This window comes from Pseudomonas sp. PME37.24/006, assembly GCF_055556635.1.
Map to the genome: position 1 here is coordinate 909,713 of NZ_JBVHNL010000003.1, position 25,594 is coordinate 935,306.

General features: G+C 61.6%; 28 protein-coding genes. 12 read left to right on the forward strand and 16 right to left on the reverse strand.

The genetic code is table 11. The features are described from left to right. Window positions 1-6: 6 nt before the first annotated feature. From thrC to ffh, 10 genes are all read right to left on the reverse strand, one after another. On the reverse strand, window positions 7-1,416 hold the full coding sequence (gene thrC, locus ACZ3GY_RS15205; protein WP_465910842.1) for a threonine synthase: 1,410 nt from the start codon (window positions 1,414-1,416) through the stop codon (window positions 7-9). Window positions 1,417-1,475: 59 nt separating this feature from the next. Continuing rightward, window positions 1,476-2,780, reverse strand: a complete 1,305-nt coding sequence (locus tag ACZ3GY_RS15210) for a homoserine dehydrogenase (RefSeq protein WP_225838920.1) — start codon at window positions 2,778-2,780, stop codon at window positions 1,476-1,478. A 109-nt stretch (window positions 2,781-2,889) separates the two neighbouring features. After that, window positions 2,890-3,615: a DsbC family protein gene (locus tag ACZ3GY_RS15215; RefSeq protein WP_465910844.1), complete on the reverse strand. Its 726-nt coding sequence runs from the start codon at window positions 3,613-3,615 to the stop codon at window positions 2,890-2,892. Window positions 3,616-3,722: 107 nt separating this feature from the next. Next, window positions 3,723-4,619 (reverse strand): site-specific tyrosine recombinase XerD, encoded by an 897-nt coding sequence (xerD, locus tag ACZ3GY_RS15220; RefSeq protein WP_465910845.1) that lies wholly within the window; start codon window positions 4,617-4,619, stop codon window positions 3,723-3,725. 50 nt (window positions 4,620-4,669) lie between these two features. Beyond that, complete coding sequence (locus ACZ3GY_RS15225; RefSeq protein WP_225838915.1) at window positions 4,670-5,077, reverse strand: acyl-CoA thioesterase; 408 nt, start codon at window positions 5,075-5,077, stop codon at window positions 4,670-4,672. Between the two features lie 407 nt (window positions 5,078-5,484). Then, window positions 5,485-5,835, reverse strand: a complete 351-nt coding sequence (gene rplS, locus ACZ3GY_RS15230; RefSeq protein ID WP_465910847.1) for a 50S ribosomal protein L19 — start codon at window positions 5,833-5,835, stop codon at window positions 5,485-5,487. 42 nt (window positions 5,836-5,877) lie between these two features. Next, a complete protein-coding gene (gene trmD / locus ACZ3GY_RS15235; protein WP_225838911.1) occupies window positions 5,878-6,630 on the reverse strand; it encodes a tRNA (guanosine(37)-N1)-methyltransferase TrmD in 753 nt (250 codons plus the stop codon). Window positions 6,631-6,634: 4 nt separating this feature from the next. Further along, window positions 6,635-7,171: a ribosome maturation factor RimM gene (rimM, locus tag ACZ3GY_RS15240; RefSeq protein ID WP_465910848.1), complete on the reverse strand. Its 537-nt coding sequence runs from the start codon at window positions 7,169-7,171 to the stop codon at window positions 6,635-6,637. Window positions 7,172-7,178: 7 nt separating this feature from the next. After that, window positions 7,179-7,430, reverse strand: a complete 252-nt coding sequence (gene rpsP / locus ACZ3GY_RS15245; RefSeq protein WP_042555419.1) for a 30S ribosomal protein S16 — start codon at window positions 7,428-7,430, stop codon at window positions 7,179-7,181. Window positions 7,431-7,573: 143 nt separating this feature from the next. Next, window positions 7,574-8,950: a signal recognition particle protein gene (gene ffh, locus ACZ3GY_RS15250; protein WP_463565910.1), complete on the reverse strand. Its 1,377-nt coding sequence runs from the start codon at window positions 8,948-8,950 to the stop codon at window positions 7,574-7,576. A gap of 184 nt (window positions 8,951-9,134) precedes the next feature. Between ffh and ACZ3GY_RS15255 the strand changes: the two genes are divergently transcribed. Then, window positions 9,135-9,935, forward strand: coding sequence for a cytochrome C assembly family protein (locus ACZ3GY_RS15255; protein WP_465910851.1), 801 nt, complete (start codon window positions 9,135-9,137; stop codon window positions 9,933-9,935). A 2-nt stretch (window positions 9,936-9,937) separates the two neighbouring features. Beyond that, window positions 9,938-11,185 (forward strand): CNNM domain-containing protein, encoded by a 1,248-nt coding sequence (locus ACZ3GY_RS15260; protein ID WP_465910852.1) that lies wholly within the window; start codon window positions 9,938-9,940, stop codon window positions 11,183-11,185. A 180-nt stretch (window positions 11,186-11,365) separates the two neighbouring features. On the opposite strand, the gene purT is transcribed toward ACZ3GY_RS15260, so the two are convergent. Beyond that, window positions 11,366-12,547 carry a formate-dependent phosphoribosylglycinamide formyltransferase gene (gene purT, locus ACZ3GY_RS15265; protein ID WP_225838899.1) on the reverse strand — a complete coding sequence of 394 codons (1,182 nt, stop codon included), beginning with the start codon at window positions 12,545-12,547 and terminating at the stop codon, window positions 11,366-11,368. Between the two features lie 441 nt (window positions 12,548-12,988). Here purT and ACZ3GY_RS15270 point away from each other — a divergent pair, with 441 nt between their 5' ends. Beyond that, window positions 12,989-13,153, forward strand: a complete 165-nt coding sequence (locus tag ACZ3GY_RS15270; RefSeq protein ID WP_465910854.1) for a hypothetical protein — start codon at window positions 12,989-12,991, stop codon at window positions 13,151-13,153. Between the two features lie 33 nt (window positions 13,154-13,186). On the opposite strand, the gene moaE is transcribed toward ACZ3GY_RS15270, so the two are convergent. From moaE to ACZ3GY_RS15290, 4 genes are all read right to left on the reverse strand, one after another. Then, on the reverse strand, window positions 13,187-13,645 hold the full coding sequence (gene moaE, locus ACZ3GY_RS15275) for a molybdopterin synthase catalytic subunit MoaE (RefSeq protein WP_465910855.1): 459 nt from the start codon (window positions 13,643-13,645) through the stop codon (window positions 13,187-13,189). 1 nt (window position 13,646) lies between these two features. Next, window positions 13,647-13,889: a MoaD/ThiS family protein gene (locus ACZ3GY_RS15280; protein WP_465910856.1), complete on the reverse strand. Its 243-nt coding sequence runs from the start codon at window positions 13,887-13,889 to the stop codon at window positions 13,647-13,649. Next, window positions 13,886-14,365, reverse strand: a complete 480-nt coding sequence (gene moaC, locus ACZ3GY_RS15285; protein ID WP_465910857.1) for a cyclic pyranopterin monophosphate synthase MoaC — start codon at window positions 14,363-14,365, stop codon at window positions 13,886-13,888. Before moaC ends, ACZ3GY_RS15280 begins: the two co-directional genes overlap by 4 nt. A gap of 121 nt (window positions 14,366-14,486) precedes the next feature. Further along, window positions 14,487-15,878: a PhoH family protein gene (locus ACZ3GY_RS15290; protein WP_465910858.1), complete on the reverse strand. Its 1,392-nt coding sequence runs from the start codon at window positions 15,876-15,878 to the stop codon at window positions 14,487-14,489. 420 nt (window positions 15,879-16,298) lie between these two features. Between ACZ3GY_RS15290 and yaaA the strand changes: the two genes are divergently transcribed. The 7 genes from yaaA (at window position 16,299) to ACZ3GY_RS15325 (ending at window position 23,547) form a co-directional block, all read left to right on the forward strand. Next, window positions 16,299-17,078, forward strand: coding sequence for a peroxide stress protein YaaA (yaaA, locus tag ACZ3GY_RS15295; protein ID WP_465910859.1), 780 nt, complete (start codon window positions 16,299-16,301; stop codon window positions 17,076-17,078). Window positions 17,079-17,171: 93 nt separating this feature from the next. Continuing rightward, window positions 17,172-17,636, forward strand: a complete 465-nt coding sequence (locus tag ACZ3GY_RS15300; protein WP_225838886.1) for a multidrug transporter — start codon at window positions 17,172-17,174, stop codon at window positions 17,634-17,636. A 46-nt stretch (window positions 17,637-17,682) separates the two neighbouring features. Further along, window positions 17,683-18,513, forward strand: a complete 831-nt coding sequence (locus ACZ3GY_RS15305; RefSeq protein ID WP_465910861.1) for an SDR family oxidoreductase — start codon at window positions 17,683-17,685, stop codon at window positions 18,511-18,513. A 57-nt stretch (window positions 18,514-18,570) separates the two neighbouring features. After that, on the forward strand, window positions 18,571-18,957 hold the full coding sequence (locus ACZ3GY_RS15310; RefSeq protein WP_465910863.1) for an ABZJ_00895 family protein: 387 nt from the start codon (window positions 18,571-18,573) through the stop codon (window positions 18,955-18,957). A 108-nt stretch (window positions 18,958-19,065) separates the two neighbouring features. Then, window positions 19,066-20,445: a GGDEF domain-containing protein gene (locus ACZ3GY_RS15315; RefSeq protein WP_463565918.1), complete on the forward strand. Its 1,380-nt coding sequence runs from the start codon at window positions 19,066-19,068 to the stop codon at window positions 20,443-20,445. A 65-nt stretch (window positions 20,446-20,510) separates the two neighbouring features. Then, entirely contained in the window at window positions 20,511-20,744 is a 234-nt protein-coding gene (locus ACZ3GY_RS15320) for a hypothetical protein (RefSeq protein WP_225838866.1), read from the forward strand. Between the two features lie 169 nt (window positions 20,745-20,913). Continuing rightward, on the forward strand, window positions 20,914-23,547 hold the full coding sequence (locus tag ACZ3GY_RS15325; protein WP_465910865.1) for a DEAD/DEAH box helicase: 2,634 nt from the start codon (window positions 20,914-20,916) through the stop codon (window positions 23,545-23,547). Here ACZ3GY_RS15325 and ACZ3GY_RS15330 read toward each other — a convergent pair whose 3' ends face one another. After that, on the reverse strand, window positions 23,548-24,021 hold the full coding sequence (locus tag ACZ3GY_RS15330) for a phosphate-starvation-inducible protein PsiE (RefSeq protein ID WP_463565920.1): 474 nt from the start codon (window positions 24,019-24,021) through the stop codon (window positions 23,548-23,550). It abuts the gene before it with no gap. Between the two features lie 298 nt (window positions 24,022-24,319). Here ACZ3GY_RS15330 and ACZ3GY_RS15335 point away from each other — a divergent pair, with 298 nt between their 5' ends. Together ACZ3GY_RS15335 and ACZ3GY_RS15340 are read left to right on the forward strand one after the other, a co-directional pair. After that, window positions 24,320-24,583 (forward strand): YebG family protein, encoded by a 264-nt coding sequence (locus ACZ3GY_RS15335; protein WP_463565921.1) that lies wholly within the window; start codon window positions 24,320-24,322, stop codon window positions 24,581-24,583. A gap of 106 nt (window positions 24,584-24,689) precedes the next feature. Then, window positions 24,690-25,493 (forward strand): SirB1 family protein, encoded by an 804-nt coding sequence (locus ACZ3GY_RS15340; RefSeq protein WP_465910866.1) that lies wholly within the window; start codon window positions 24,690-24,692, stop codon window positions 25,491-25,493. The last annotated feature ends 101 nt before the right edge of the window (window positions 25,494-25,594 follow it).

Here is a 25,594-nt window from a genome sequence, read left to right on the forward strand (position 1 = left end):
AACGCATCAGAGCGGTTTACCGCGATTGCCATGGGCGGCCACGAAGGCCTGCACCGTCTTCAGGTCGTTGGCCAGTACGGTGCAACGCTCGTCGCGCTCGAACAGATCGGTCAGGTGCGGCGGCAGCGCCGGCGACTGATCGACGGCGGCCTTTTCCACTGCCTCCGGAAACTTGACCGGATGCGCCGTGCCCAGCACCACCATCGGCACAGCCAGGCTGCGACGGCATTCACGCGCGGCGCGCACGCCAATGGCGGTGTGCGGGTCGAGCAGCTCGCCAGTGGCGGCGTACACCTCGGCAATGGTTGAGCAGGTCTGCTCGTCGCTCACAGCGAGGGAATCGAACAGCTTGCGGGCCTCGGTCCAGCGATCGTCCTCGACGGCAAAGCCGCCGGTCTGGCGGAACTCGGTCATCAGTGCAGCGATCGACGAACCATTGCGACCGTGCAGGTCGAACAGCAGGCGCTCGAAGTTCGACGACACCATGATGTCCATCGACGGCGACAGGGTCGGATACAGCTCGCCCTTGGCATACTGGTTGCCGCTCATGAAGCGATGCAGGATGTCGTTGCGGTTGGTGGCGACGATCAGTTGGCTGATTGGCAAACCCATGTTGCGCGCCAGGTAACCGGCGAAAATGTCACCGAAGTTGCCGGTCGGCACCGAGAAGGCCACCGAACGCGCCGGGCCACCAAGCTGCAGAGCCGCATGGAAGTAGTAAACGATCTGGGCCATGATCCGCGCCCAGTTGATCGAATTGACCGCCACCAGACGCGTGCCTTTAAGGAAACCCTGGTCAGCAAAGCTGGCCTTGACCATCTCCTGGCAGTCGTCGAAGTTGCCCTCGATGGCGATGTTGTGGATGTTATCGCCCAGGATGGTGGTCATCTGCCGACGCTGCACCTCGGACACGCGGTTGTGCGGGTGCATGATGAAGATGTCGACATTGTCGCAGGCCTTGCAGCCCTCGATGGCCGCCGAGCCGGTGTCACCCGAGGTGGCGCCCATGATCACTACACGCTCGTTGCGCTTGGCGAGCACGTAATCGAGCAGGCGACCGAGCAGCTGCAGAGCGAAATCCTTGAACGCCAGGGTCGGACCATGGAACAGCTCGAGCACCCACTCGTTGCCGTTTAACTGGCGCAGCGGCGCCACGGCGGAGTGTTCGAACACGCCGTAGGTGTCTTCGAGGATCTTCTTGAAATCGGCATCCGGAATGCTGCCGGTGACGAACGGGCGCATCACCCGGAACGCCAGCTCGTGGTACGGCAGGCCCGCCCAGGAAGCGATTTCCTCCTGAGTGAAGCGCGGCAGATTTTCCGGCACATAGAGGCCGCCGTCAGTGGCCAGACCGGCCAGCAGGACATCTTCGAAATTCAGGGCCGGTGCCTGGCCGCGAGTGCTGATATAACGCATTGTCTGCAAACCTTCGGTTGAGCGTCACACCGCGACGCAAAGCGCGGTGTGCGGCTGAATTAGCTGAGTTGTTCGACGCGGATGCGCACGACGTTGCCGACCACATCGGTCAGCGCCTCCAGTGCCGAAATAGCGTCGTTCATGCGCTGCTCGGCAACGCGATGAGTGACCAGGATCATCGGCACCAGGCCATCCTGCTCTTCGACTTCTTTCTGCATGATCGATTCGATATTGATGCCGCGCTCCGACAGAATGCTCGCCACCTGGGCCAGCACACCGGGGCGATCCTTGGCCTGAATGCGCAAGTAATAAGCGCTTTCACATTCAGCGATAGGCAGGATCGGATGGTCGGATAGCGAATCCGGCTGGAACGCCAGATGCGGTACGCGATTGGTCGGATCGGTGGTCAGGGCACGCACCACATCGACCAGATCCGCCACCACCGCCGAAGCGGTCGCTTCCATGCCAGCGCCAGCACCGTAGAACAGCGTGCTGCCAGCGGCGTCGCCATTGACCATTACCGCATTCATCACGCCGTTGACGTTGGCGATCAGGCGGTCGGCCGGAATCAGCGTCGGGTGCACGCGCAGTTCGATACCGGCCTCGGTACGGCGTGCAACGCCCAAATGCTTGATGCGGTAGCCCAGCGCTTCGGCATAGTTGACGTCGGCGGTGGTCAGTTTGGTGATGCCCTCGGTGTAGGCCTTGTCGAACTGCAGCGGAATACCGAAAGCGATGGACGCCAGAATGGTCAGCTTGTGGGCCGCATCGATACCTTCGACGTCGAAGGTCGGATCAGCTTCGGCATAACCCAGCGCCTGCGCCTCGGCTAGCACGTCTTCGAAGGTGCGACCCTTCTCGCGCATTTCACTGAGGATGAAGTTGCCGGTGCCGTTGATGATCCCCGCCAGCCAGTTGATACGGTTGGCCGCCAGGCCTTCGCGAATTGCCTTGATAACCGGGATACCACCAGCCACCGCCGCTTCGAAGGCGACGATCACGCCCTTCTCGCGAGCGCGAGCAAAGATCTCGTTGCCATGCACGGCGATCAGCGCCTTGTTGGCGGTCACCACGTGTTTGCCATTGTCGATGGCCTTGAGCACCAGCTCACGAGCGATGCTGTAGCCACCGATCAGCTCTACGACGATGTCGATCTCGGGGTTGCTGGCCACCGCGAAGACATCGTCGGTAATGGTAATGCCGGTCGTTTGGTACTGGGGCTTGGGTGTACGGGTGGCAATCTGCGCCACCTCAATGCCACGCCCGGCACGACGCGCGATTTCCTCGGCGTTGCGCTTGAGCACATTAACGGTACCGCCACCGACGGTTCCGAGCCCACAGATACCTACTTTGACCGGATTCACACTAGACTCCCCAACTGCACTGCATAGAACGCCCGGAGCAGGCTCCGGGCGTGGAAAAAGAGCCGCACATTACGAAGCGGCCAATGGATAGTCAAACTACCCCTTCAAATCACTTGGCTTCCAGCGCCAGCTTTGCCAACTGCGCTGCGGGCTGATAGCCCGGAATCATCTTGCCGTTCTCCAGAATGATCGCCGGCGTGCCATTGACCCCGATCATCTGCCCAAGCTGATACTGCTCGGCCACCGGATTCTCGCAGGTGGCTTCGGCGACCGACTGGCGCGATTTGGCCTGATTCATCGCCGCTTGGCGATCCTTCGAGCACCAGACGCTAGCCAGGTCTTTGGCACCCTTGCTGCCCAACCCCTGACGTGGGAAGGCCAGGTAACGCACTTCGATACCCTGCTTGTTGAGCTCGGCCACTTCACTGTGCAGCTTCTGGCAGTAACCACAGTCGGTGTCGGTAAACACGGTGATATGCGCTTTCGGCTGCTTGGGCGCGAACACCACCATGTCCTTGGCAGGAATGGCGTTGATCTGCTTGGCGATGGCGCGGCTCTCTTCCGCCTCGGTCAGGTTGATGGCCTGCCCGTCCTTGAACTGGAACAGGTAACCCTGCATGACGAATTGCCCGTCGGCGCTGGCATACAGCTGGCGACCGCCCTTGAGCTGCACCTGATAAACGCCTGGCATCGGGCTTTCGGCAATGGCTTCGATCGGCAGATCAGGCTGGATCGACAACAGGTTCTTGCGGATCGTCTGATCCGGGTCGGCAGCATGGCCGAGGGTGCTGACCAGACCAAGGGCCATAGCCGCGAAAATGCGAGTCACACGCATGAATACTCCTATCGAGCGACGGGGTGACGAGGGAAGAGCGAAGATTATCACAACCACAGCCGAGGGCCGCAGAGCCAGGATACAAAGCACGAACTCGCCCAACCGATTCAGCCCCGCGGATGGTGCTGCGCATGCAGGGCCTGCAAGCGAGCCCGCGCCACGTGGGTGTAGATTTGCGTGGTGGACAGATCACTGTGCCCCAGAAGCATCTGTACCACACGCAGGTCTGCGCCATGGTTGAGCAGATGGGTCGCAAAGGCATGCCGCAGCGTATGCGGCGACAGCGACTTGGCGATGCCGGCAACCCTGGCCTGATGCTTGATGCGGTGCCAGAAGGTCTGCCGGGTCATCTGCTCGCCGCGCAGACTGGGAAACAGCACATCACCTGGCCTGCCGCCGAGCAGAACCGGGCGCGCCTCGCGACAGTAACGTTCGACCCAGCCGATCGCTTCCTCACCCATGGGCACCAGCCGCTCCTTACTACCCTTGCCGAACACACGCACCACACCCTGACGCAGATTGACCTGTTCGAGCGTCAGGCCGATCAGCTCACTGACCCGCAACCCACAGGCATACAGCACCTCGAGCATGGCGCGATCACGCAGCCCGATGGGGTCACCCAGATCGGGGGCCGCCAACAGCGCCTCGACATCTGCCTCGGACAGCGACTTGGGCAACGGCCGACCGAGCTGCGGCATGTCCACCTGCAAGGTCGGGTCGGTTTCGATCACCCCCTCACGCAGCAGAAATCGATAAAAACCGCGCATCCCGGAAATCAGCCGCGCCGTGGAGCGCGCCTTGTAGCCCTCATTCATGCGCCAGGCCAGATGATCGAGCAACACGTCACGCCCTACCGCCTGTAGCTCGACATCGCGGCCTTGCAGCCAACCATTGAGCAAGGCCAGGTCACTGCGATACGCCGACCGGGTGTGCACGGAAAGGCCTTTCTCCAGCCATAACGTCTCGATGAAACGCTCGATCAGCGGATGGTCGACTGCAGACATCGGTTACCCCTGAAACAGCAAAGGTTTGGCGGCGCCAGCGGCGCGCACGATCAGAAACCCGGCAGCACCGGCACCGGCTTGCCATCCTCCCCCATCGCCACGAAGCTGAAAGCACCACGAATGGCGAGCTCTCGACGGGCGCCGTACATGTCCTCGACGAACACGTCGACCTGCACCTTCATGCTGGTGTTACCAACCGCACTCACGCGGCCGACCAGCTCAACGATAGTACCGGCCGGAATCGGATGACTGAAGTCGATACGATCGGAGGACACCGTAACCAGCGGCAGCCGGCAGAAACGGGTAGCAGCGATGAACGAAACCTCGTCCATCCAGGCCATGGCCGTACCACCAAACAGGGTGTTGTGATGATTGGTAGTCGGCGGAAACACCGCCTTGGCCACGCGCGTTTCGGAAAGCTCGGTACGCCGCTGGATTTCCTGCTCTCTGGGGGTCATCACTCAGAACCTGCTCACGACTGTGGTGTGCGTAGTAGATACAAAAATCGCACCTAATAAGAAAGGCCTAAGGCGGAAGCGGACGGTGGGCAGCGCTTTTGCGGGAGAGGCTTTAGCCTCGATTTTGCCTAGCTAGGCGTAAAGAGCTCGCGGCTAAAGCCCCTCCCACGAGATTGATGATGGCTCCCACGCTCCAGCGTGGGAGCCCAATCCAGGGCGCTCTGCGCCCGCCAGGTCTCGACATCGGACGCAGAGCGTACCTGCAGGCATTCCCACGCGGAGCGTGAGGAACGATCAGATCGAACCCCGCAGCAGATGACCGCTTTCGCTTTTTTGCTGCCACTTCAACAAACGCCAGAAACGAAAAAAGCAGCTCAAGGCTGCTTTTTTCGAGAGGGAAGCGTGGCTTAAGCCAGCTTCTCCTTGATGCGTGCTGCCTTGCCGGACAGGTCGCGGAGGTAGTACAGCTTGGCCTTGCGAACGTCACCACGACGCTTCACGGACAGGCTGTCGACCAGAGGGCTGTAAGTCTGGAAAGTACGCTCTACGCCTACGCCGCTGGAGATTTTGCGCACGGTGAAAGCGCTGTTCAGGCCGCGGTTACGCTTGGCGATTACCACACCTTCGAACGCCTGCAGACGCTGACGGTCACCTTCCTTTACTTTCACCTGGACGATTACGGTGTCGCCCGGGGCAAAGGTAGGGATCTCTTTACCCATCTGCTCAGCTTCGAGTTGCTGAATGATTTTGTTGGTCATGCTGCGCTCCTAAGACGGGCCATCAGGCCGGCCATCGATACATTAGTTATCGTCCTGCTGGCGGATGTATTCCTCCAACAGCTTTTTCTCTTCCCCAGAAAGCGAGCGGCTATCCAGAAGATCGACACGGCGTTCCCAGGTACGCCCCAGGGACTGCTGCAAACGCCAGCGCCGGATGTGTTCGTGGTTGCCGCCAAGCAGCACCTCAGGAACACGTTTATCCGCATACACCTCCGGACGGGTGTAATGCGGGCAGTCGAGCAAGCCATCCGTGAAGGAGTCTTCCTCGGCCGAATCTGCATGACCCAATGCACCAGGCAAAAGGCGCGTTACCGCATCGATCAGCACCATGGCCGGCAGCTCACCGCCGGACAGGACGTAGTCGCCAATCGACCATTCCTCGTCGACATGCGTTTCGATGAAACGCTCGTCGACGCCTTCGTAGCGGCCGGCGATGAGGATCAAACGCTCCTCCTTCGCCAGCTCGCGTACCGCCGCCTGCGTCAGCGGGCGGCCTTGTGGCGAAAGGTAGATCACCTTCGCCTGACCGCCGCTGGCCTGCCTGGCATCAGCCAAGGCATCTTCGAGCGGCTTGATCTTCATCACCATGCCAGGACCACCACCGAAGGGGCGGTCGTCAACGGTGTGATGACGATCCGTGGTGTAACTGCGTGGGTTCCAGCAGGTCAGCTGCAACAGCTCCTGCTTGACCGCACGGCTGGTAATGCCGTAATCGCCGATGGCGGCGAACATTTCCGGGAACAGCGTAATGACATCGACGCGCAAGCTCGGCATGGCGTCAGAAGTCCGCATCCCAGTCGACCCGCATCTCGCCAGTCTCGATACTGATCGACAACACACACTGCTGCGTATACGGCAACAGGCGCTCGCGATCATCGAGGCTGCCGATGCACGGCTTGACCGCCATCACATCATTGGCACCGGTCTCGAACAGATGATCGATCTTGCCGAGCAATTGCCCTTCTTGATCGATGACGCTAAGACCTTCCAGCTGATACCAGTAGAACTCGCCGTCTTCCAGTTCCGGTAGCTGGCTGCGGGGAACGCAGATCTCGAAGCCGGCGTAGGTACGCGCAACCTCACGATCATCGAGCCCTTTCAGCCTGGCGACCAGAACCTTGCCCTGCAAGCGTCCACCAGCCAGTTCAACCTGTTTCACCTCGCCATCGCGCCGCAGCGTCCAGCGAGGGTAGTCGAGCACGTTATCCAGAGGATCGGTAAAGGAAAACACCTTCACCTCACCCTTGACGCCATGCACCGAGACAATCTTGCCAAGAACCATCAGATCCTCGGCGGGAGCCGGCGTCGTGCTCATAAAGTGCTTAGGCAGCAGCCTTGGCAGCTTCTTTCAGCAGCTGAGCAACACGCTCAGACGGCTGCGCGCCCTGGCCCAGCCAGTAGGTAGCGCGTTCTTGATTCACGGACAGCTTGATTTCAGCACCCGAAGCGACCGGATTGAAGAAGCCAATACGCTCTACGAAGCGACCGTCGCGCGCATTGCGGCTGTTGGTCACGGTCAGGTGGTAGAAGGGGCGCTTTTTGGAGCCGCCACGAGCGAGACGAATAGTTACCATGTGAACATCGTTCCTGTAGTCGGTGCTAACTTGAGGCACACATCAAAATGGGCCTAGGCCCGAAAGGCCGCATATTCTAAGGATTATGCGGCTGTTTGCAAATCTCTTTTTCCGCCGACCGTCGATAGACCGGCACAGAAGCTTCAGAACTTCGGCATACCGCCGCCCGGCATCATACTGCCCATGCCGCGCATCATCTTGGCCATGCCGCCTTTGGCGGTGAATTTCTTCATCATTTTCTGCATTTGCTTATGCTGCTTGATCAGCCGACCAATGTCCTGCACCTGAGTGCCAGAACCTTGGGCAATGCGGCGCTTGCGCGAACCACTGATGATCTCTGGGTCACGGCGCTCGGCAGGCGTCATGGAGTTGATGATCGACTCCATCTGCTTGAATTGCTTCTCCGCCGCCCCCTGGGCGCCGCCCATCTGCGACAGGTTGACGCCACCCATCTGCGGCAGCTTGTCCATCAGGCCGCCAAGGCCGCCCATGTTCTTCATCTGCTGCAACTGGTCACGAAAATCTTCGAGATCGAAGCCCTTGCCCTTTTTCAGCTTCTTGGTGAGCTTCTCTGCCTTGTCACGATCAAGGGTCTGCTCGGCCTGTTCGATCAGGCTGAGCACGTCGCCCATGCCGAGGATGCGCGAAGCGATCCGCTCGGGATGGAACGGTTCGAGCGCGTCACTCTTCTCGCCCATGCCGATGAACTTGATCGGTTTGCCGGTGATCGCGCGAACCGACAGTGCGGCACCACCACGCGCATCACCGTCGACCTTGGTCAGCACCACGCCAGTGAGCGGCAGGGCGTCGTTGAAGGCCTTGGCGGTGTTGGCGGCATCCTGACCGGTCATGGCGTCGACCACGAACAGGGTTTCCACCGGCTTTACCGCCGCGTGCAACGCCTGGATCTCGGCCATCATTTCGGCATCGATGGCCAGACGACCGGCGGTATCCACCAGCACCACATCGATGTATTTGAGCTTGGCTTCGCGAATCGCCGCTTCAGCGATAGCGACCGGCTTCTGAGTGATATCGGACGGGAAGAACGTCACGCCGATGTCGCTGGCCAGGGTTTCCAGCTGTTTGATCGCGGCGGGACGGTAAACGTCCGCGGACACCACCATCACGCTCTTTTTCTTACGTTCTTTCAGGAACCGCGCCAGCTTGCCAACGGTGGTGGTCTTGCCCGCGCCCTGCAGACCGGCCATCAGCACGACCGCTGGCGGCGTAGTGCTCAGGTCAAGATCTTCGTTGGCCGCCCCCATGAGGCTTTCCAGCTCCAGGCGCACGATTTTCACAAACGCCTGGCCAGGCGTCAGGCTCTTCGACACCTCGGTGCCGACTGCACGATCCTTGACCCGAGCGACAAAATCCTTGACCACGGGCAGCGCCACGTCGGCCTCGAGTAGCGCCATGCGCACTTCGCGCAGGGTGTCCTTGATATTGTCCTCGGTCAGCTTGGCCTTGCCAGTGACGCTGCGCAGGGTCTGCGAGAGGCGATCTGTTAAATTTTCGAACATGCGCGTTCCTATCGGGCCGGATGTGCTGGCAGTAAACGCGGGATTATAACGGAGACTGCCCTGCTGTTGAGGCTTCTTTATCGGAGCCCCTGCGACATATGAGACCTGATACCACTTGCGGTCTTTTGGCGACCACCGTTGTGTGCCACACTCAGCGCCTTTCAGGCCTTGTCATTCAGGATCTATGCACCCTCTGTTGCCCAGCCTCGCCGCAGCCATTTTCTATTTTGGCGCCGCCAGCTATCAAGGCCTGCACCTGACTCGTCGCAGCACGCCCAGCAAACGAGTGCTGGCGCTTCTTGGCGTGATTGCCCTGTTCTTCCATGGCGGCAGCCTCTTCTTGCAGATGCACAACAGCGCCGGCCTGACCCTGGACTTCTTTAACGCCGCCAGCCTGATCGCCTACACGGTGATCGTGCTCATCCTGCTAGCCAGCCAACGCATGCCGGTTGAAAACCTGCTGCTGTTCCTCTTCCCGCTCGGTGGCCTCACGGTACTGTGCGCTCAGTTCATGCCCAGCGGCACCACCCAGCCGCTCGAAGAAGGCCCGGGTATCCTCGCCCACATCCTGCTGTCGATCATGGCGTACGGCATGCTGACCATCGCCATGTTCCAGTCGCTGCTGCTGCTGGTGCAGGACCATCAGCTCAAGCACAAGCATCCCTCTGGACTGATCCGCAACTTCCCTCCCCTGCAGACCATGGAGAGCCTGCTGTTCGGCTTCCTATGGTGCGGCTGGGCGCTACTCTCGCTGTCGCTGCTGTCCGGGGTGATCTTCATCGATAACCTGTTCACCCAGCACCTGGTGCACAAGACCATCCTGTCCTGCTTCGCATGGGTGGTGTTCGCTGTACTGCTATGGGGCCGCCACCAGCTTGGCTGGCGTGGGCACAAGGCGATCCGCTGGACGCTGGCCGGGTTCTGCCTGCTGATGCTGGCATTCTTCGGCAGCAAGCTGGTTCGCGAATTCATCCTCCACATCTGACCTTGGACACGCCCTCCCCCTTACCCCAACTAGCCCTGCTACTTGTGCTGCTGGGCTGCGCCGCATTCTTCATCTGCGCGCGTACCGTGCTGTTCGGCCTCAATCGCTATCGCCTGCGCCACCGCGCCCGCCAGGGCCATCGGGCAGCCGCACGACTGATCAAGCTGCTGGATCAACCGCAACGCCTCTCCGCCACCCTGCGCATCGGCACCATCTGCAGCACCATGGCCGCCTCGGTGGCCGCCACCCTGCTCGCGCTGAGCCAGGGCGGCACCGCGACTCTGGCCATTTCACCGTTCCTGCTGACCCTGGCCGCCCTGATGCTGGCCCATCCGCTGGGCCGCGTACTAGCCGTTCTGCCGGCGTCGCTGTTCGCCTACCCGGCCAGCCGCCCGCTAACGCTCTTCAGTACGCTGCTGTCACCGCTGACCAGCCTGCTACTGAGCATCAGTCAGGCGCTGCGCAGCAGGATCGGCAAGCCCGCTCCTGGGCAACACCATGACCTCAGCCTCGAAGAACTGCGCGGCGCGCTGCAGGCCGATGACCTGCCACTGCCCAGCGAGAGGCGCGCCATGCTGCTGGGTGTGCTCGAGCTGGATCGGGTCAACGTCGACGACATCATGATTCCGCGCCACGAAGTCACCGGCATCGACCTGCACGGCAGCACGCCATTGGCCGAACAGATCCGCAATGCTTCGCACACCCGTCTACCGGTGTACCGCGACAGCCTCAACCAGACCGAAGGCATCCTGCACATGCGGCGCCTGGCAGGCCTTGGCGAGCTGAACGAAAGCAGCCTGCTGCAGGCCTGCGACGCACCCTACTTCGTACCGGAGGGGACGACGCTGGCCACCCAGCTGGTGAATTTCCAACAGCACAAGTACCGCACCGGCATCGTCGTCGACGAATACGGCGAAGCCATGGGCATCGTCACCGTGGAAGACATTCTGGAAGAGATCGTCGGCGACCTGAGCACCGTGGAAACCGCCCACCCGAGCGAATTCCACCCCCTGGGCGATGGCACCTGGTCGATCAAGGGCAGCGCTTACATCCGCGAAGTGAACCGCGGCCTGGGCTGGAGCCTGCCGGTCGACGGGCCGAAGACCGTCAATGGCCTGGTGACCGAAATACTGGAGAACATCCCGGACAGCGCCGTATGCCTGCAGGTCGGCCGCTACCGCCTGGAAATTCTCAAGGCCAGCGGCAGCCGGGTACTCGAGGTACGGGCCTGGGAGGCCCTGCAGAGGTGAAGCAGCCAGCGGGAGCAATACTCCCGCTGACTCTAAGTTTTAGAACCTTTTGAAAGTCTCGCGAGCTAGAGCAATGCAAGGCAAAAACAGGCGAGGAAGCAGAGTGTACTTTTGTACATAAGCATTCCGAGCCTGTTTTTAACGCAGCAGTGCCGACGCGCAGCAGACTTGAACAGGTTCTTACAGCTCGACGTTCACCGCCTGCGCCGAACGCAGCGCCTTGGCGCGTGCAGCCTCCAGCGACTCGTCACGAGCCAGCGCCACGCCCATGCGGCGCTGACCACTGACTTCCGGCTTGCCGAACAGACGCAGTGCGGTATCCGGCTCGGTGAGCGCGGCGCCGAGGTTGCCGAAGCTGACCTGCTGCGACTCGCCTTCGACCAGAATCACCGCCGAGGCCGACGGGCCGAACTGGCGGATCGCCGGGATCGGCAAGCCGAGAATGGCCCGTGCATGCAGAGCGAACTCGGACAGATCCTGAGAAATCAGGGTGACCAGACCGGTGTCATGAGGGCGCGGGGAGATTTCGCAGAACCATACTTGATCACCCTTGACGAACAGCTCGACGCCGAACAGGCCACGGCCACCGAGAGAACCGGTCACAGCCAGGGCGATGCGCTCGGCCTCGGCACGTGCGGCCGGGCTCATCGCCTGAGGCTGCCAGGACTCCTGATAGTCGCCCTTCTCCTGACGGTGACCGACCGGTGCACAGAAGGTGGTGCCGCCGACATGGCGAACGGTCAGCAGAGTGATTTCGTAATCGAAGTCGATGAAACCCTCGACGATCACCCGGCCTTTGCCAGCACGACCGCCAGCCTGGGCGTAATCCCAAGCCTTCTGCACGTCATCGGCGCCCTTGAGCACCGACTGGCCCTTGCCCGACGAACTCATGATCGGCTTGACCACGCAGGGGAAACCGATGGCGCTGACCGCAGCCTGGAACTCCTCGAGGGAATCGGCGAACTGATACGGCGAAGTCGGCACGCCCAGCTCTTCGGCAGCCAGGCGGCGGATACCCTCGCGGTTCATGGTCAATTGCGCGGCACGTGCGCTAGGGATCACCGTGTAGCCTTCGTTTTCCAGCTCGACCAGCGTAGCGGTGGCGATCGCCTCGATCTCCGGCACGATGTAATGCGGCTTCTCCAGCTCGATCACCGCGCGCAACGCCGCGCCATCGAGCATGCTGATCACGTGGCTGCGATGCGCCACCTGCATGGCCGGAGCGTTGGCATAACGGTCGACGGCGATGACTTCGACGCCGAGGCGCTGCAGCTCGATCACCACTTCCTTGCCGAGCTCACCCGAGCCACACAGCAACACACGGGTCGCGCTGGGCGACAGGGGGGTTCCGATACGGGGCATAACAGGATCCTTGGGTAGCAGGAGAATTCACAGGCTATGTGAAAACTACTGCGCTCGGTCATGCGGCGTTAAAAACCAGCTCAAAATGCTCATTTACAACTCGTAAACTGCGCTTTTTCGCCGGTTTTTGCCTTGCCTGACCTTCGCTCGCTACGTTTTCACACGGCCTGTTCAGGCGGCGATTTTAATCACGGCAGGCGCCGACCGCGAACTAAATCGCTGCACCGTCAATCGGCAAGGCAGCGCAACGGCTCTGAATCGAGGTGTTTCGCCGGCGGCAGGCGGATGCTTGCCAGGGGCATTATTGATCCCGCGAATTGCCATGGATCAACGCGGCAAGATCACGCGTCAGCTACGCTCAAAGTGGATGCCGCCGCTGCGTCAGTAACACACGCAGCGGCGCAGCTCCTGGCAGGCAAGACTTCCAGAGGAGGCATCGCCATGGACGCGTTCCACATAATGATCGTGCTTTTGGTCAGCGGCTTTCTGCTGCTGGGCATCGGCTTTAACAACCGCGAGCAGGAATGGGGCATCTGGCTAACCGGCCTGGGCGCGCTGTCGATGTTTGCGCCACTGCTGTTCAAGGTGTTCATCGAGCTCGGCTGAGGCTTGCAGCTTAGAGCCTGCTCGGAAACCTGATCAGCCGCCGTTCTGCCAGCGTCGGGCTGATGCCTGATCGCTCTCCCGTCCTTCGACCCAGCGCGGGCCGTCGGCGGTGTCCTCTTTCTTCCAGAACGGTGCCTGGGTCTTCAGGTAGTCCATGATGAACTCACAGGCTTGGAACGCCGCCTGGCGATGGGCACTTGCCACGCCGACGAAGACGATCGGCTCGCCCGGCTCCAGCCGCCCAATTCGGTGAATCACTTCGATGCCCAACAGCGGCCAGCGCTCACGCGCCTGGGCCTCGATACCGGCCAGGGCCTTTTCAGTCATGCCGGGGAAGTGTTCGAGAAACATCCCTGCCACATCGCGGCCATCGTTGAAATCACGCACGTAGCCAACGAAACAGGCCACCGCACCGACACCGGTATTGGCCGCATGCACGGCATTGGTCTCCAGCCCCGGATCGAAAACCGCCTGCTGTACACGAATGCTCATCTCAGCCTCCGGTAACCGTGGGGAAGAACGCCACGGCATCGCCATCGACCAGCGGTTCGCTCAGCGCGCAGAGCACTTCGTTGCGCGCACACATCAGGCCGCGCTCGGCGAGCACTTCCCACACACCGCCGCGTTCCAGCAGGTGCTGACGCAGCTCGTCGAGGGTGGCAAAGCCAGGTTGCAGCTGCTCGGCGTCCAGGCCAAGGATTTCGCGATAACGGGCGAAGTACTGCACGCTGATCATCGCTCGCCCTCGTCTGCCAGGAAGTGGCCGCTCTTGCCGCCGACCTTTTCCAGCAAACGCACCTGTTCGATGACCATGCCGCGGTCCACCGCCTTGCACATGTCGTAGATGGTCAGCGCGGCAACGCTGGCAGCGGTGAGCGCTTCCATTTCCACCCCGGTCTGACCGGTGAGTTTGCAGCGGGCGCGAATCAGCACGGCGTCATTACCGTCGGCCTGCAGCTCGACCTTGACGCTGGTCAGCATCAGCGGGTGGCACAGCGGAATCAGATCCGAGGTTTTCTTCGCGGCCTGAATACCGGCGATGCGTGCTACGGCGAAAACGTCGCCCTTGGGATGTTCGCCGTCGACGATCATCTGCAACGTATTGGGCAACATACGCACCCGAGCCTCAGCCACGGCCTCGCGAACGGTCTGCGCCTTGTCGCTGACGTCGACCATATTGGCGCGTCCCTGGGAGTCGAGATGGGTCAGCACGGGCAATCTCCAAATGAATGATGCGGAGATTGTAAGCCTCAACCCTCAGGCTTCAAGCCAAAAGAGCGTGACGAGGTTGCAGCTCTCGTCACGCTCGCCACTCGAGACAGGTTGCCTGCCGCTACATATGGCTTTCCGCGTACTCGGCGAGTATCGAGCGTGGAACGCCCTGCAGGGTGATGTGCACGCCGTGCTCGAAGCCTTTGAAGCGCTCGGTGAGGTAGGTCAGGCCTGAGCTGGGTGCCGACAGATAGGGCGTGTCGATCTGCGCCAGGTTGCCCAGGCAGATCACCTTGGAGCCACTGCCGGCGCGGGTGATGATGGTCTTCATCTGGTGCGGGGTGAGGTTCTGACACTCGTCGATGAGGATCAGGCTCTGCTGGAAGCTGCGCCCGCGAATGTAGTTCAGGGATTTGAACTGCAACGGCACCTTCTGCAGGATGTAGTCGACGCTGCCGTGGGTGTTCTCGTCGTCCATGTGCAGGGCTTCGAGGTTGTCGGTGATGGCGCCCAGCCAGGGCTCCATCTTCTCGGCTTCGGTACCCGGCAGGAAACCGATCTCCTGATCCAGGCCCTGTACCGAACGGGTGGCGATGATGCGCCGATAGCGCTTGTTGACCATGGTCTGTTCGATGGCCGCTGCCAGGGCCAGGATGGTCTTGCCGGAGCCTGCAGCGCCGGTCAGGTTGACCAGATGGATGTCCGGGTCGAGCAACGCATAGAGCGCCAGCGCCTGATAGATGTCCCGCGGTTTGAGGCCCCAGGCCTCCTGATGTAGCAGCGGCTCCTGATGCAGATCGAGAATAAGCAGTTCGCCGCCTTCGGCCTCCTTGACCCAGCCGACGAAGCCCTGCTCGTCGATGATGAATTCGTTGACGTTCACCCCCGGCAGCTCCTCGCTCAACTGCACTCGGTGCCAGGTACGACCATGGCCCTGACGGGTATCGACCTTGGCGACACGATCCCAGAAGGCGCCTTCGACGTTGTGATAGCCCTTGGAGAGCAGCGAGATGTCGTCGACCAGTTGGTCGGTGTGATAGTCCTCGGAATCCAGACCGCAGCCACGCGCCTTCAGGCGCATGTTGATGTCCTTGGTCACCAGCACCACCGAGGTGCCCGGCCGGCGTGATTTCAGCTCGACCAGCTGGTTGATGATCTTGTTGTCGTTGAGGTCTTCCGGCAGCCAGGTAACCGGCGCCGCACTCTTACTCATGAGAATCGATAGAAAACCGCGGGGCTCGTTCTTGCCACGCTGAATCGGTACACCGCGCTCGACTTCCTCGGGGCTGGCGCCATCGAGGATCTTGTCGATCAGACGAATCGCCTGGCGACACTCGGCGGCGACCCCCTGCTTGCCGGTTTTCAGCTTGTCGAGTTCCTCCAGCACGGTCATCGGAATGGCAACGTGGTGTTCTTGGAAATTGAGTAGCGCGTTGGGATCGTGAATCAGGACATTGGTGTCGAGGGCATACAAGGTTGGGGCGGTGGGCTTGATGCGTCCGTGGTCATCCATACTCGTCACCTCTTGTCGGATCCAGCGACGGAATGCCAGGACGGCGCTCCGCCACACAGGGCCACCGACTCCCCCTTAAAGGAGAGATGCACACGGATGAGGGCCGATGGCCGCCACCTGTCTGCAGGGTTCGGCGGTCTTTCAAGGCGTGGCCTGCGACGGTGGATCATCATGATCGATTCGCGGCAAACCACAGTTCGTTGATACTCCAAAAAATGTGACAGGAAAATGATCTTTTCAGATTTTTGAAGTTTATTTTTCGGTTAGACGAATGACGCTTGGCGCTCGTGCAGCTCACCGCTAAAGTCATAAGTCCTGCTGCAGCGCTCCATTGGCGAACCCTGCCCCCTCTTCCCTGCCGGCTAACTGCTCTTGTCACCGAATCGGCTAGAATCGGCGCTCCGCTGAAGGAGACGACCTATGCTGATGGTGATTTCACCCGCCAAGACCCTGGATTACGACACCGCGCCGGTGACGTCACGCTTCACCCAACCCGAGTTCCTCGACCACTCCCAGGAACTCGTCGCCCAGCTGCGCGAATTCTCCCCCGCGCAAATCGCCGAGCTGATGCACCTGTCGGACAAACTCGCCGGCCTCAATGCCGCGCGCTTCGGCAGCTGGACGCCGGCCTTCGACACGCACAACGCCAAGCAGGCGCTGCTGGCATTCAAGGGCGATGTGTACACCGGCATGGATGCGCAAAGCTTCGCGGAGGCGGATTTCGATTTCGCCCAGCAGCACCTGCGCATGCTTTCCGGCCTGTACGGCCTGCTGCGCCCCCTGGATCTGATGATGCCCTACCGTCTGGAAATGGGTACCAAGCTGATCAACGCCCGCGGCAAGGATCTCTATGCTTTCTGGGGCGAGCACATCAGTGAGTGGCTGAACGAGGCACTGAAGGCTCAGGGCGACGATGTGCTGCTCAACTTGGCCTCCAACGAGTACTTTGGCGCGGTCAAGCGCAAGGTACTCAAGGCGCGCATCATCGATACCGAGTTCAAGGATCTGAAGAACGGCCAATACAAGATCATCAGCTTCTATGCCAAAAAGGCCCGCGGCCTGATGGCTCGCCACGTGATCAGGGAGCGACTGAAGAATCCGCAGGATCTCAAGGACTTCGACGCCCAGGGTTACCGCTTCTCGGCCAAGGACTCCAGCGTCGACAAGCTGGTGTTCCTGCGCGACCACGCCCCGGACTGATCGGCGCTGGAAACATCCGCCAACCCCTGCACGGGTGCCGAGGCAGCCGGGCTTGTGTAGGATTGGCACACATTCGACGTTCAAGGTTTAGCGATGATTTTCGGCGCGATTCTGGTGCTCAGCTGGTTCATCCTGCTGATCCGCTACCCGGCCAAAGCCCTGCCCATTTCCCTTGCCGCACTGGTTGGCCTGGGGCTGGTATCGAGCTGGGTGCTGTGGCAAGAGAGCCGCGAGAATCGCCACCTGGCTCACTTGGAGCTGCGCCTGAGCCATGCGCCGCAAAGCTGCCCGGCAGATCGCCCGCTGAGCGTGCACCTGCACAACGGTAGCCAAGCCGCACTGCTGGAGCTGCGTTGGCAGGTAGCCGCCTACCGCCCAGGCGACAGCGTCAACCTGGCGCAACGGCTTTACGAAACCCCGCGCTACAGCGGCCCTGGCGAATTGCTGCCGGGGGCCGACTGGCAAACCTGCCTGCCCCTGCCTACCCTGCGTAGCGGCTATCGCGCCAGCACCCTGGAGTTTCGTGCCGAACAGCTGCAAGGTACGTTCAGCCGCTGACCGGCGCCTGAAAAGATCCAGATAACAACAAACACAAGGATTGCCCATGAGCCACCCCACGGTTCTGATCACCGGCTGTTCCAGTGGCATCGGCCGCGCACTGGCGGACACCTTTCTGCAGCAGGGCTACCAAGTCTGGGCCAGCGCCCGCAAAGAGGAAGACGTGGCACGCCTGAGCGCAGCCGGCTTCAACGCCGTGCAACTGGACGTGGACGACGCCGACGCTGTCGAGCGACTGGCCGCGACGCTCAAGGAACGCATCGGCGGCCTTGACGTACTGATCAACAACGCCGGCTATGGCGCCATGGGCCCGCTGCTCGATGGCGGTGCCACAGCGATGCGTCGGCAGTTCGAAACCAATGTCTTCGCTATCGTCGACGTGACCCGGGCGCTGTTCCCGTTGCTGCGCTGCAACAAAGGGCTGGTGGTGAACATCGGCAGTGTCTCCGCCGTACTGGTCACCCCGTTCGCGGGCGCCTACTGCGCCTCCAAGGCTGCCGTCCACGCCCTCAGCGATGCCCTGCGCCTGGAGCTGGCACCTTTCGGCGTCGGTGTGCTGGAAGTGCAGCCCGGCGCCATCGAGTCGAGTTTCGGCTCCCAAGCCAGTCGCCAGGCTGAACAGTTGATCGGCGAGCACTCGCCCTGGTGGCCCATGCGTGAAGGCATCCGCGCCCGCGCCATGGCGTCCCAGGACAATCCGACGCCTGCCAGCCACGTTGCCCGCAACGTGTTCGCGGCTGTGAACAGCGGCAAGCGACCACGAGTATTGCGCCTCGGCAATGGCAGCCGCGCATTGCCGCTGCTCGCTGCTCTGCTGCCCGGCGCACTGCTGGATCGCATACTGAGTCGCCGCTTCGATCTGGATCGCACCTTGTAGAACCTGGCGCCAGCGGCGAGACTCAGAGCTCCACCTTTTGCACCGAGCCGTGCCGCCATGCCCCCATCCCATTCTTCCGTCGCCATGACTCGCTACGCCGTGATCGGTGTGGTTGCAGCTGTGGTGCTCAACCTGCTGCTGCGCAGCTTCGTGAAACTCGGTGGCGTGCTGGCCACATTGGTGATCGCTGCCAGCGTGGCGGCGCTGATGGCTTTGTTGTTCGCCTGGCAGCAGCGGCGCCCGCCAACCCGCGGTGAACGTCGCCGCCTGGTGTGGCTGTACGGCGGCCTGCTGGCGCTGCTGTATGTCGGCCTGCTGACCATGATGACGCTGCAGGATGAGCCCAGCCCGATGGGCGTGGTGATCTTCGCGCTGCACTACTTGAGCTATCCGCTCCTCGCGCAAATGCTCTTTTCGGAGCGAATATTCAAAAGAATGCCCTGATCAGGCGGCACTTGCGGGACGATCGCGGCTCTACACTCGTTACCAATAAGCTTGATCGGAACGTCGATGAGAACCAGCCGGCACCTCAAAACCCAGGAGCAACGCATCATGTTTGCGCTGCTCGCTGCGCTATTGATCGTGCAGATCGTCATTTATCTGGTCAGTGTGCGTACCAATCGCGGCATCGTTGAAGACACCACTGCCACGCAGTTGGCAACCACCGCTCAAGTGGTCGACCAGTTGCTTGAACTACGCCACCGTCAGCTGACTCAGGGTGCGGCCGTGCTAGCGGCGGACTACGGCCTCAAGGAGGCCATCGCCATTGGCGAACGAGCGACTATCGAATCCATGCTGCAGAATCATGGCAGCCGCCTGCAGGCCGATATCGCCGTGCTCAATACCCTCGACCGGCAACTGATCGCCAGTGTCCCCAGCGAGCTGCAACAGGCCGATATCGTTCCCCTCCTCAAGGCCGCCGCACAATCCGGCAGCGCTGACGGGCAGATGCCTATCGCCATGCTGCGCAGCCAGAGCGGCGTGCTCTACCAGTTGATCCACAGCGTGGTAAATATGCCCACGCCACAGGCCGAACTCACCCTGGGCTTCGCCATCGACGACGGCCTGGCCGAGGATCTCAAGCGGGTCACCGACACCGAATTCGTATTCCTCTCCCGTGGCGAGAATGGCGCCTGGCAATTGCATGGCAACACCCTGAACAGTACGTTCGAGCGCTTGCTAGGCAATCCATCGGCACTGGTCGATGGCGCCACCTGGAGGCTGCAAGACGAAGGCAATGAATACCTGATGCGCTCGGTGTCGCTCGCCAACGTCAATGCCCAGGGCGCCAGTGAGGTACTGCTGATCATGGGCAAATCTCTGGGCCGGACCATGGCCGCCCACGCACGCATCGAGACCCTCCAGCTTTATCTGCTAGTAGCCAGCTTGCTGCTTTCTGCGTTGGTGGTGCTGCTGGTCAACCGACACCTGCTGCGCCCGCTCAACACCTTGGCCTACCTGGATGCACTGACCGACCTGCCAAATCGCCGCCTTTTCGACCACAGCGTCGCCAACGCACTGAATGCTAAAGGGCGACGGCGCACCTCTTTCGCGCTGATGATGATCGACCTCGATCATTTCAAACAGATCAACGATCGTTACGGTCACGCCGCCGGGGACGAGGTTCTCAAGGTCAGTGCCAAACGGCTGCGCGGCCTGCTAAGACGTGTCGACATGCCAGCGCGCCTCGGTGGCGACGAGTTTGCAGCGCTGCTGCCGGGCCTCGATCGCGCGGCGGCGATTCGCTTGGGGCAGCGCATTGAAGAGGCCCTCAGCGAGCCAATCGTCTTCAATCAGCAGACCTTGCAAATCGGTATCAGCATCGGTATCGCCATCGCGCCCCAGGACGGTGAAACCGCCAGCGATCTGCTACGCATGGCCGATGACGAGATGTACGCCGACAAGGCGCAGCGAGAGAGCGAGTCGGTCTGAAAAGTCGAACACCCACTCGATAGCCCGGTCGCACCTGAAGTCCTTCTCGGTAAACAGGCGCATTCATGGAGTACATCGACTGGCTGCAATGGCCGGCTATGTTGGTCACCGTCGTGGCGGCCTGGCTGATCGCTTCGAAACAGCGCCAGCGGCGCAACCTGGGCTTCTGGGTATTCATGGCCAGCAATCTGCTGTGGATCATCTGGGGTCTCTACAGCCACGCGTATGCGTTGATCGTGCTGCAATTGTGCCTGGCAGCCATGAACATTCGCGGCGCCATCAAGACCGAAGACAAATAAACGCGGCACCGCGATGACAACGCAGGTCAGTGTTAGACGTGCCTTGGTGCGGGCACGTCAGCCGCATCTGATCTGCCAATCCCGCTCAGGCTGTGAGACCATCGACGGCTTGCCATCGTATTCATCGCCCCATGCCGAAGCCTGCTTTTGACCTCCGAGACGTAGCCTGATGCCAGACATCCTGCACCTGCAGCAGGCCGACTGGCGCGGCGATTTCGATGACGGCGCGCTGCGCCGCGGCCAGGACTACGCCACCCGCGGGCTCAGCCGCCTGCTCAGCCTCAAGGATCACAGCCTGCTCGCCAGTTGCCTGGGCAGCGGCGAACGGCCGTACCAGCAACGCATCACCCTGCATCCCTACGGACAGGGCTGGGGAGTGACGGGTAACTGCAGTTGCCCAGTGGGTTTCAACTGCAAGCATGTCGCCGCCGCCCTGCTCACCCTCGAGGCGCGCCAGCGCTCCGGTGAGGATCTGGGCTCGTTGATCGTCGTCGAAAAGCCCATGGAAGAAACTCGCATCGACAATGTGCCGCCGATCCCCGTGCTGACCTTGGGCAGCCATGTACGCGTGCACTTCGATGCGCGCAAGGGCCGCATGCTGGAACAGACCCAGCACCGCGCAGCACTGGCCTTCGACTATCAGGGCCACAGCGCAGCGGGCAAGCCGGCCAAGGATCTGCTGTATCGCCTCGGCCCGACCCATCAGTTGCGCATCGTGCGTGATGGGGCCCGCGAAGCCGAGCTGCGTCATCGCCTGGAAGAAGGCGGCCTGCGCACGGCCCTGCGGCAGAGCGAGGCGCTCGCCCAGCATCCCGGCGAACACTTCGAACTGCAGGGCGACGCAGCCTGGCTGGCCTTCATGCAGCAGCAGGTACCGGCCCTGCGCGAAGAAGGCTGGCGGGTCGAGGTGCAACCTGATTTTCAGTACAACCTGGCACAGATCGACGACTGGTACGCCGATGTCGATGAGGTTCCCGAACAGGGCTGGTTCGACCTGGAGCTGGGGATCGAAGTGGAAGGCCAGCGCATCAGCCTGCTGCCTATCCTGCTCCAGGCCATTCGACGCACGCCCTGGCTGCTTTCCGGCGAAGCCCTGGCACAGCGCCAGGATGGAGAAATGCTGCTGGTCACCCTGCCCCACAGCCAGCGCCGCGTAGCCCTGCCCTATGCACGGCTCAAGCCGTTGCTGGCAGCGCTCGGTGAACTGTTCATCGGTGACGGCGAAGACATCGGCACCCGGGTGCGCCTGCCCCGCGCCGATGCGACGCGCCTCAACGTGCTGCAGCAGGGACCCGAGCTGAACTGGCAGGGTGGCGCCGATCTGCGCGATTTCGCCCAGCGTCTGCAGCACACCACGCTGCAGCCGGTCAGCGCGCCGGACGGCCTGGCGGCACAACTGCGCCCCTATCAGCTGCAGGGGCTGGGCTGGATGCAAGCCCTGGCCGAACTCAAGGTAGGCGGCGTGCTGGCCGACGACATGGGCCTGGGCAAGACCCTGCAGACCCTGGCGCATATCCTCCTGGAAAAACAGAACGGCCGCCTGCAGCAACCGGCCCTGATCGTCATGCCCACCAGCCTGATCCCCAACTGGGAGGATGAAGCCGCCCGATTCGCCCCGAGCCTCAAGGTGCTGGCCTTGCACGGTGCCAAGCGCCGCAGCCAGTTCAAGCTGATCGCCGAACACGACATCGTGCTCACCACCTATGCCCTGCTGCCACGCGACCTCAAGACGCTGACCGCGCAACGCTTCCATCTGCTGATTCTCGACGAAGCCCAGAGCATCAAGAACCCGCGCAGCAAGGCCGCTCTCGCCGCCAGCCAGATCAACGCGCAACAACGCCTGTGCCTGAGCGGTACGCCGCTGGAAAACCACCTGGGCGAGCTCTGGTCGCTGTTCAACTTCCTGATGCCGGGCTGGCTCGGCGACAGCAAGAGCTTCACCCGCGACTACCGCACGCCCATCGAGAAGCATGGCAACGAGCAGCGCCTGGCGCATCTGCGTGGGCGTATCAAACCCTTCGTGCTGCGCCGCAAGAAGGAACAGGTGGCGCGCGAGCTGCCGCCGAAAACCGAGATCACCCAATGGGTGGAACTGACCCCGGCGCAGCGCGATCGCTATGAAATTCTGCGCCTGGCCATGGATCGCAAGGTGCGTGAGGAAATCACCCGTCAGGGCCTGGCCCGCAGCCAGATCGTCATCCTCGAAGCGTTGCTGCGTCTGCGCCAGGTGTGCTGCGACCTGCGCCTGCTGGATGAAGCCCCGGAAGAACTGAGCAGCAGCGACTCCGGCAAGCTCGGCAGCCTGCTGGAAATGCTCGAAGCACTGATCGGCGAAGGCCGTCGGGTGCTGTTGTTCTCCCAGTTCACCTCGATGCTGGCGCTGATCGAAGCCGAGTTGCAAACCCGCGGTATTGCCTATGCCAAGCTCACCGGCAGCACCCGTGATCGCCGCACGCCGGTGCAGCAGTTCCAGGCTGGGCAGTTTCCGGTCTTCCTGATCAGCCTCAAGGCGGGCGGCTCGGGCCTAAACCTCACCGCCGCCGACACGGTGATCCACTTCGACCCCTGGTGGAACCCCGCAGCGGAAGCCCAGGCCAGCGACCGCGCCTACCGGATCGGCCAGGACAAGCCGGTGTTCGTCTACAAGCTGATCGCCCGCGGCAGTGTCGAAGAGAAGATCCAGCAACTGCAGCATGCCAAGGCCAGCCTGGCTCGCGGCCTGCTGGAAGAAGGCGGCAGCCAGACGCAATGGCAACTCAGCGAAGACGACCTGCAGGCGCTGTTCGCCCCGCTGAGTGACTGACTACTTCTCCGAGTAATTATCGCCGACCACGTCGCCAGTCGAATCGATGGCCTTGCTGGACGGAAACTTGTACGACGCGAAGCGTACCGCCAACACCGACAGCGCCAGGAAGAAGATACCGCCACACAGGTACAGTAGGCCGATATCCGGCGCCTTGTGGTGAGACACGTCGCCGATCAGGTAACGGGTCAACGCGGTGATGGCGATGTACAGCAGAAAGCGGATCGGCAGATGATTGGTCTTGAAGTAGATGCCGACCATCGCCCCCAGCTCCAGGTAGATGAACAGCAGCAGAATGTCGTCCACGCTGGCACTGCCCTTTTCCAGCATGCCCATAAAGGCTGCCACGGACGCCCAGGCAGTCGCCCCACCGATGACGAACAGGCCCAGGTAGTGGAAACCCTCGACGAACAGGTTGCCGATCGAATTCGCGCCCTTGTGCATCTGCTTGCGGCCGTTATCTACCCACTTCATACCCTTCCCCTTTAACTATTGATGCAGCCGAAACGTAGCCATCATGGCGCGTCTGCGTGACATTCCCATGCAGGAACAAGACCAGCGAAGCTGGCCCGGAGCGACTGCCTTGGCACAGAGAAGCCCGCCGTCGCCAAAAAGGCACGGATGCGGCAACCTGCAGCGCGTGACAAGATGCCGCGCACAGCAAGATTCACGTTTACCCTGTTCAAATGCAGCGCGGTTCATTATGCTTGCCACAACTGTATGCATACACAGTATATTTTCAACCATTAGCGTGAAGGCGTAGAGGTGATGAATGGCCGTCGAAGTGGTGTACCGCAGCAGTCGAGATCCGGAGCGTTTATTTATGGATAAAGCCGAAGCCGACCGTCACGACAAGATGCTGGAGCTGGCTGAACTACTCAGCGAAGTGCTGCAAAAGGCGGTGCCGTCTCTCAGCGATGAGCAGGGCGAAGAGCTGGGCATCTACATGGCCAGAAACCGCGATGTGTTCGCCAAGGCTTTCAAGAACCAGCCCGATGCCCTTGCCGAGCTGGGCAGTGAAGCACTGGCGGAATGATCACCAGCCGGCGGCGCACAAATCGCCGGCAACATATCCTCGGCCTTCAGCTCTAGACGTCAGGCGCGCGCACGGTTAAAACAGAGGTCACCCACGGGAGGTGACCATGAGTGCGCGTGACCACTGCCTTGCCTGTCTGAACACCGAGCAGCCGGCGCTCTTCGAAGCGGCCCTGTGGGTCGCTGCCGAACACGACATGGCCGTGCAACCCAAACTGATCGTCAGCGAGCTCGACGGCCTGAAACATCAGGTCGATGCAGGCCTCCCCAGCCTCCCCCCGCAGGAACTCGCGCAGCCCCTGTTGCGGCGCCTCAACGACCTGCACTTTTATGAAGACGACGACAACCCGGTTCGGCCGCAGGCAGCGCTGCTGCACAAGGTGCTGCTGCGCCGTCGTGGCCAGCCCCTGAGCATCGCGCTGATCGCTGTGGAGCTGGCAAGGCGCCTGGGCATCCCCCTGCAGGGTGTCAACTTCCCCGGCTACTTCCTGTTGCGTGTTCCCGGTGCCGACCACCTGCTCGATCCCTGTGGCGGGCGGCGGCTCTATACCCGCGACTGCCGTGAACTGCTGCTGCGCTATATCGGCCCCCAGGCACAGCTGAGCGCCGAACACATGTTGGGTTGCGATGCGCGGAGCATGATCGTACGGCTATCACGTAACCTGCGTTATCTGCACATGCAAGACGAGGACTATCTGGCCGCCCTAAAAGATGCCGAGCGCGTGTTACAGCTGGCGCCTCCCAACGTCAGTGATCATCTGGCCAGAGCCGACCTTTATCAGCGCCTCGACTGCCCACAGGCGGAGCGTTTCGATGTCCAGCGTGCCCTGCTGCTGTGCGACGACCCATCGCTGCATGTACGGCTTGGCGATCGACTGCGCCAGCTGAGTACGGGCACTGCGCTGCACTGATTGCGCCTTCCTGCCGCCCTGATTCAGCACTTCCCAGCCATTCGTATTGATTTAGACACAGCGTATTCAATACGACACGGAGTTTGCCAGCTGCGACATTC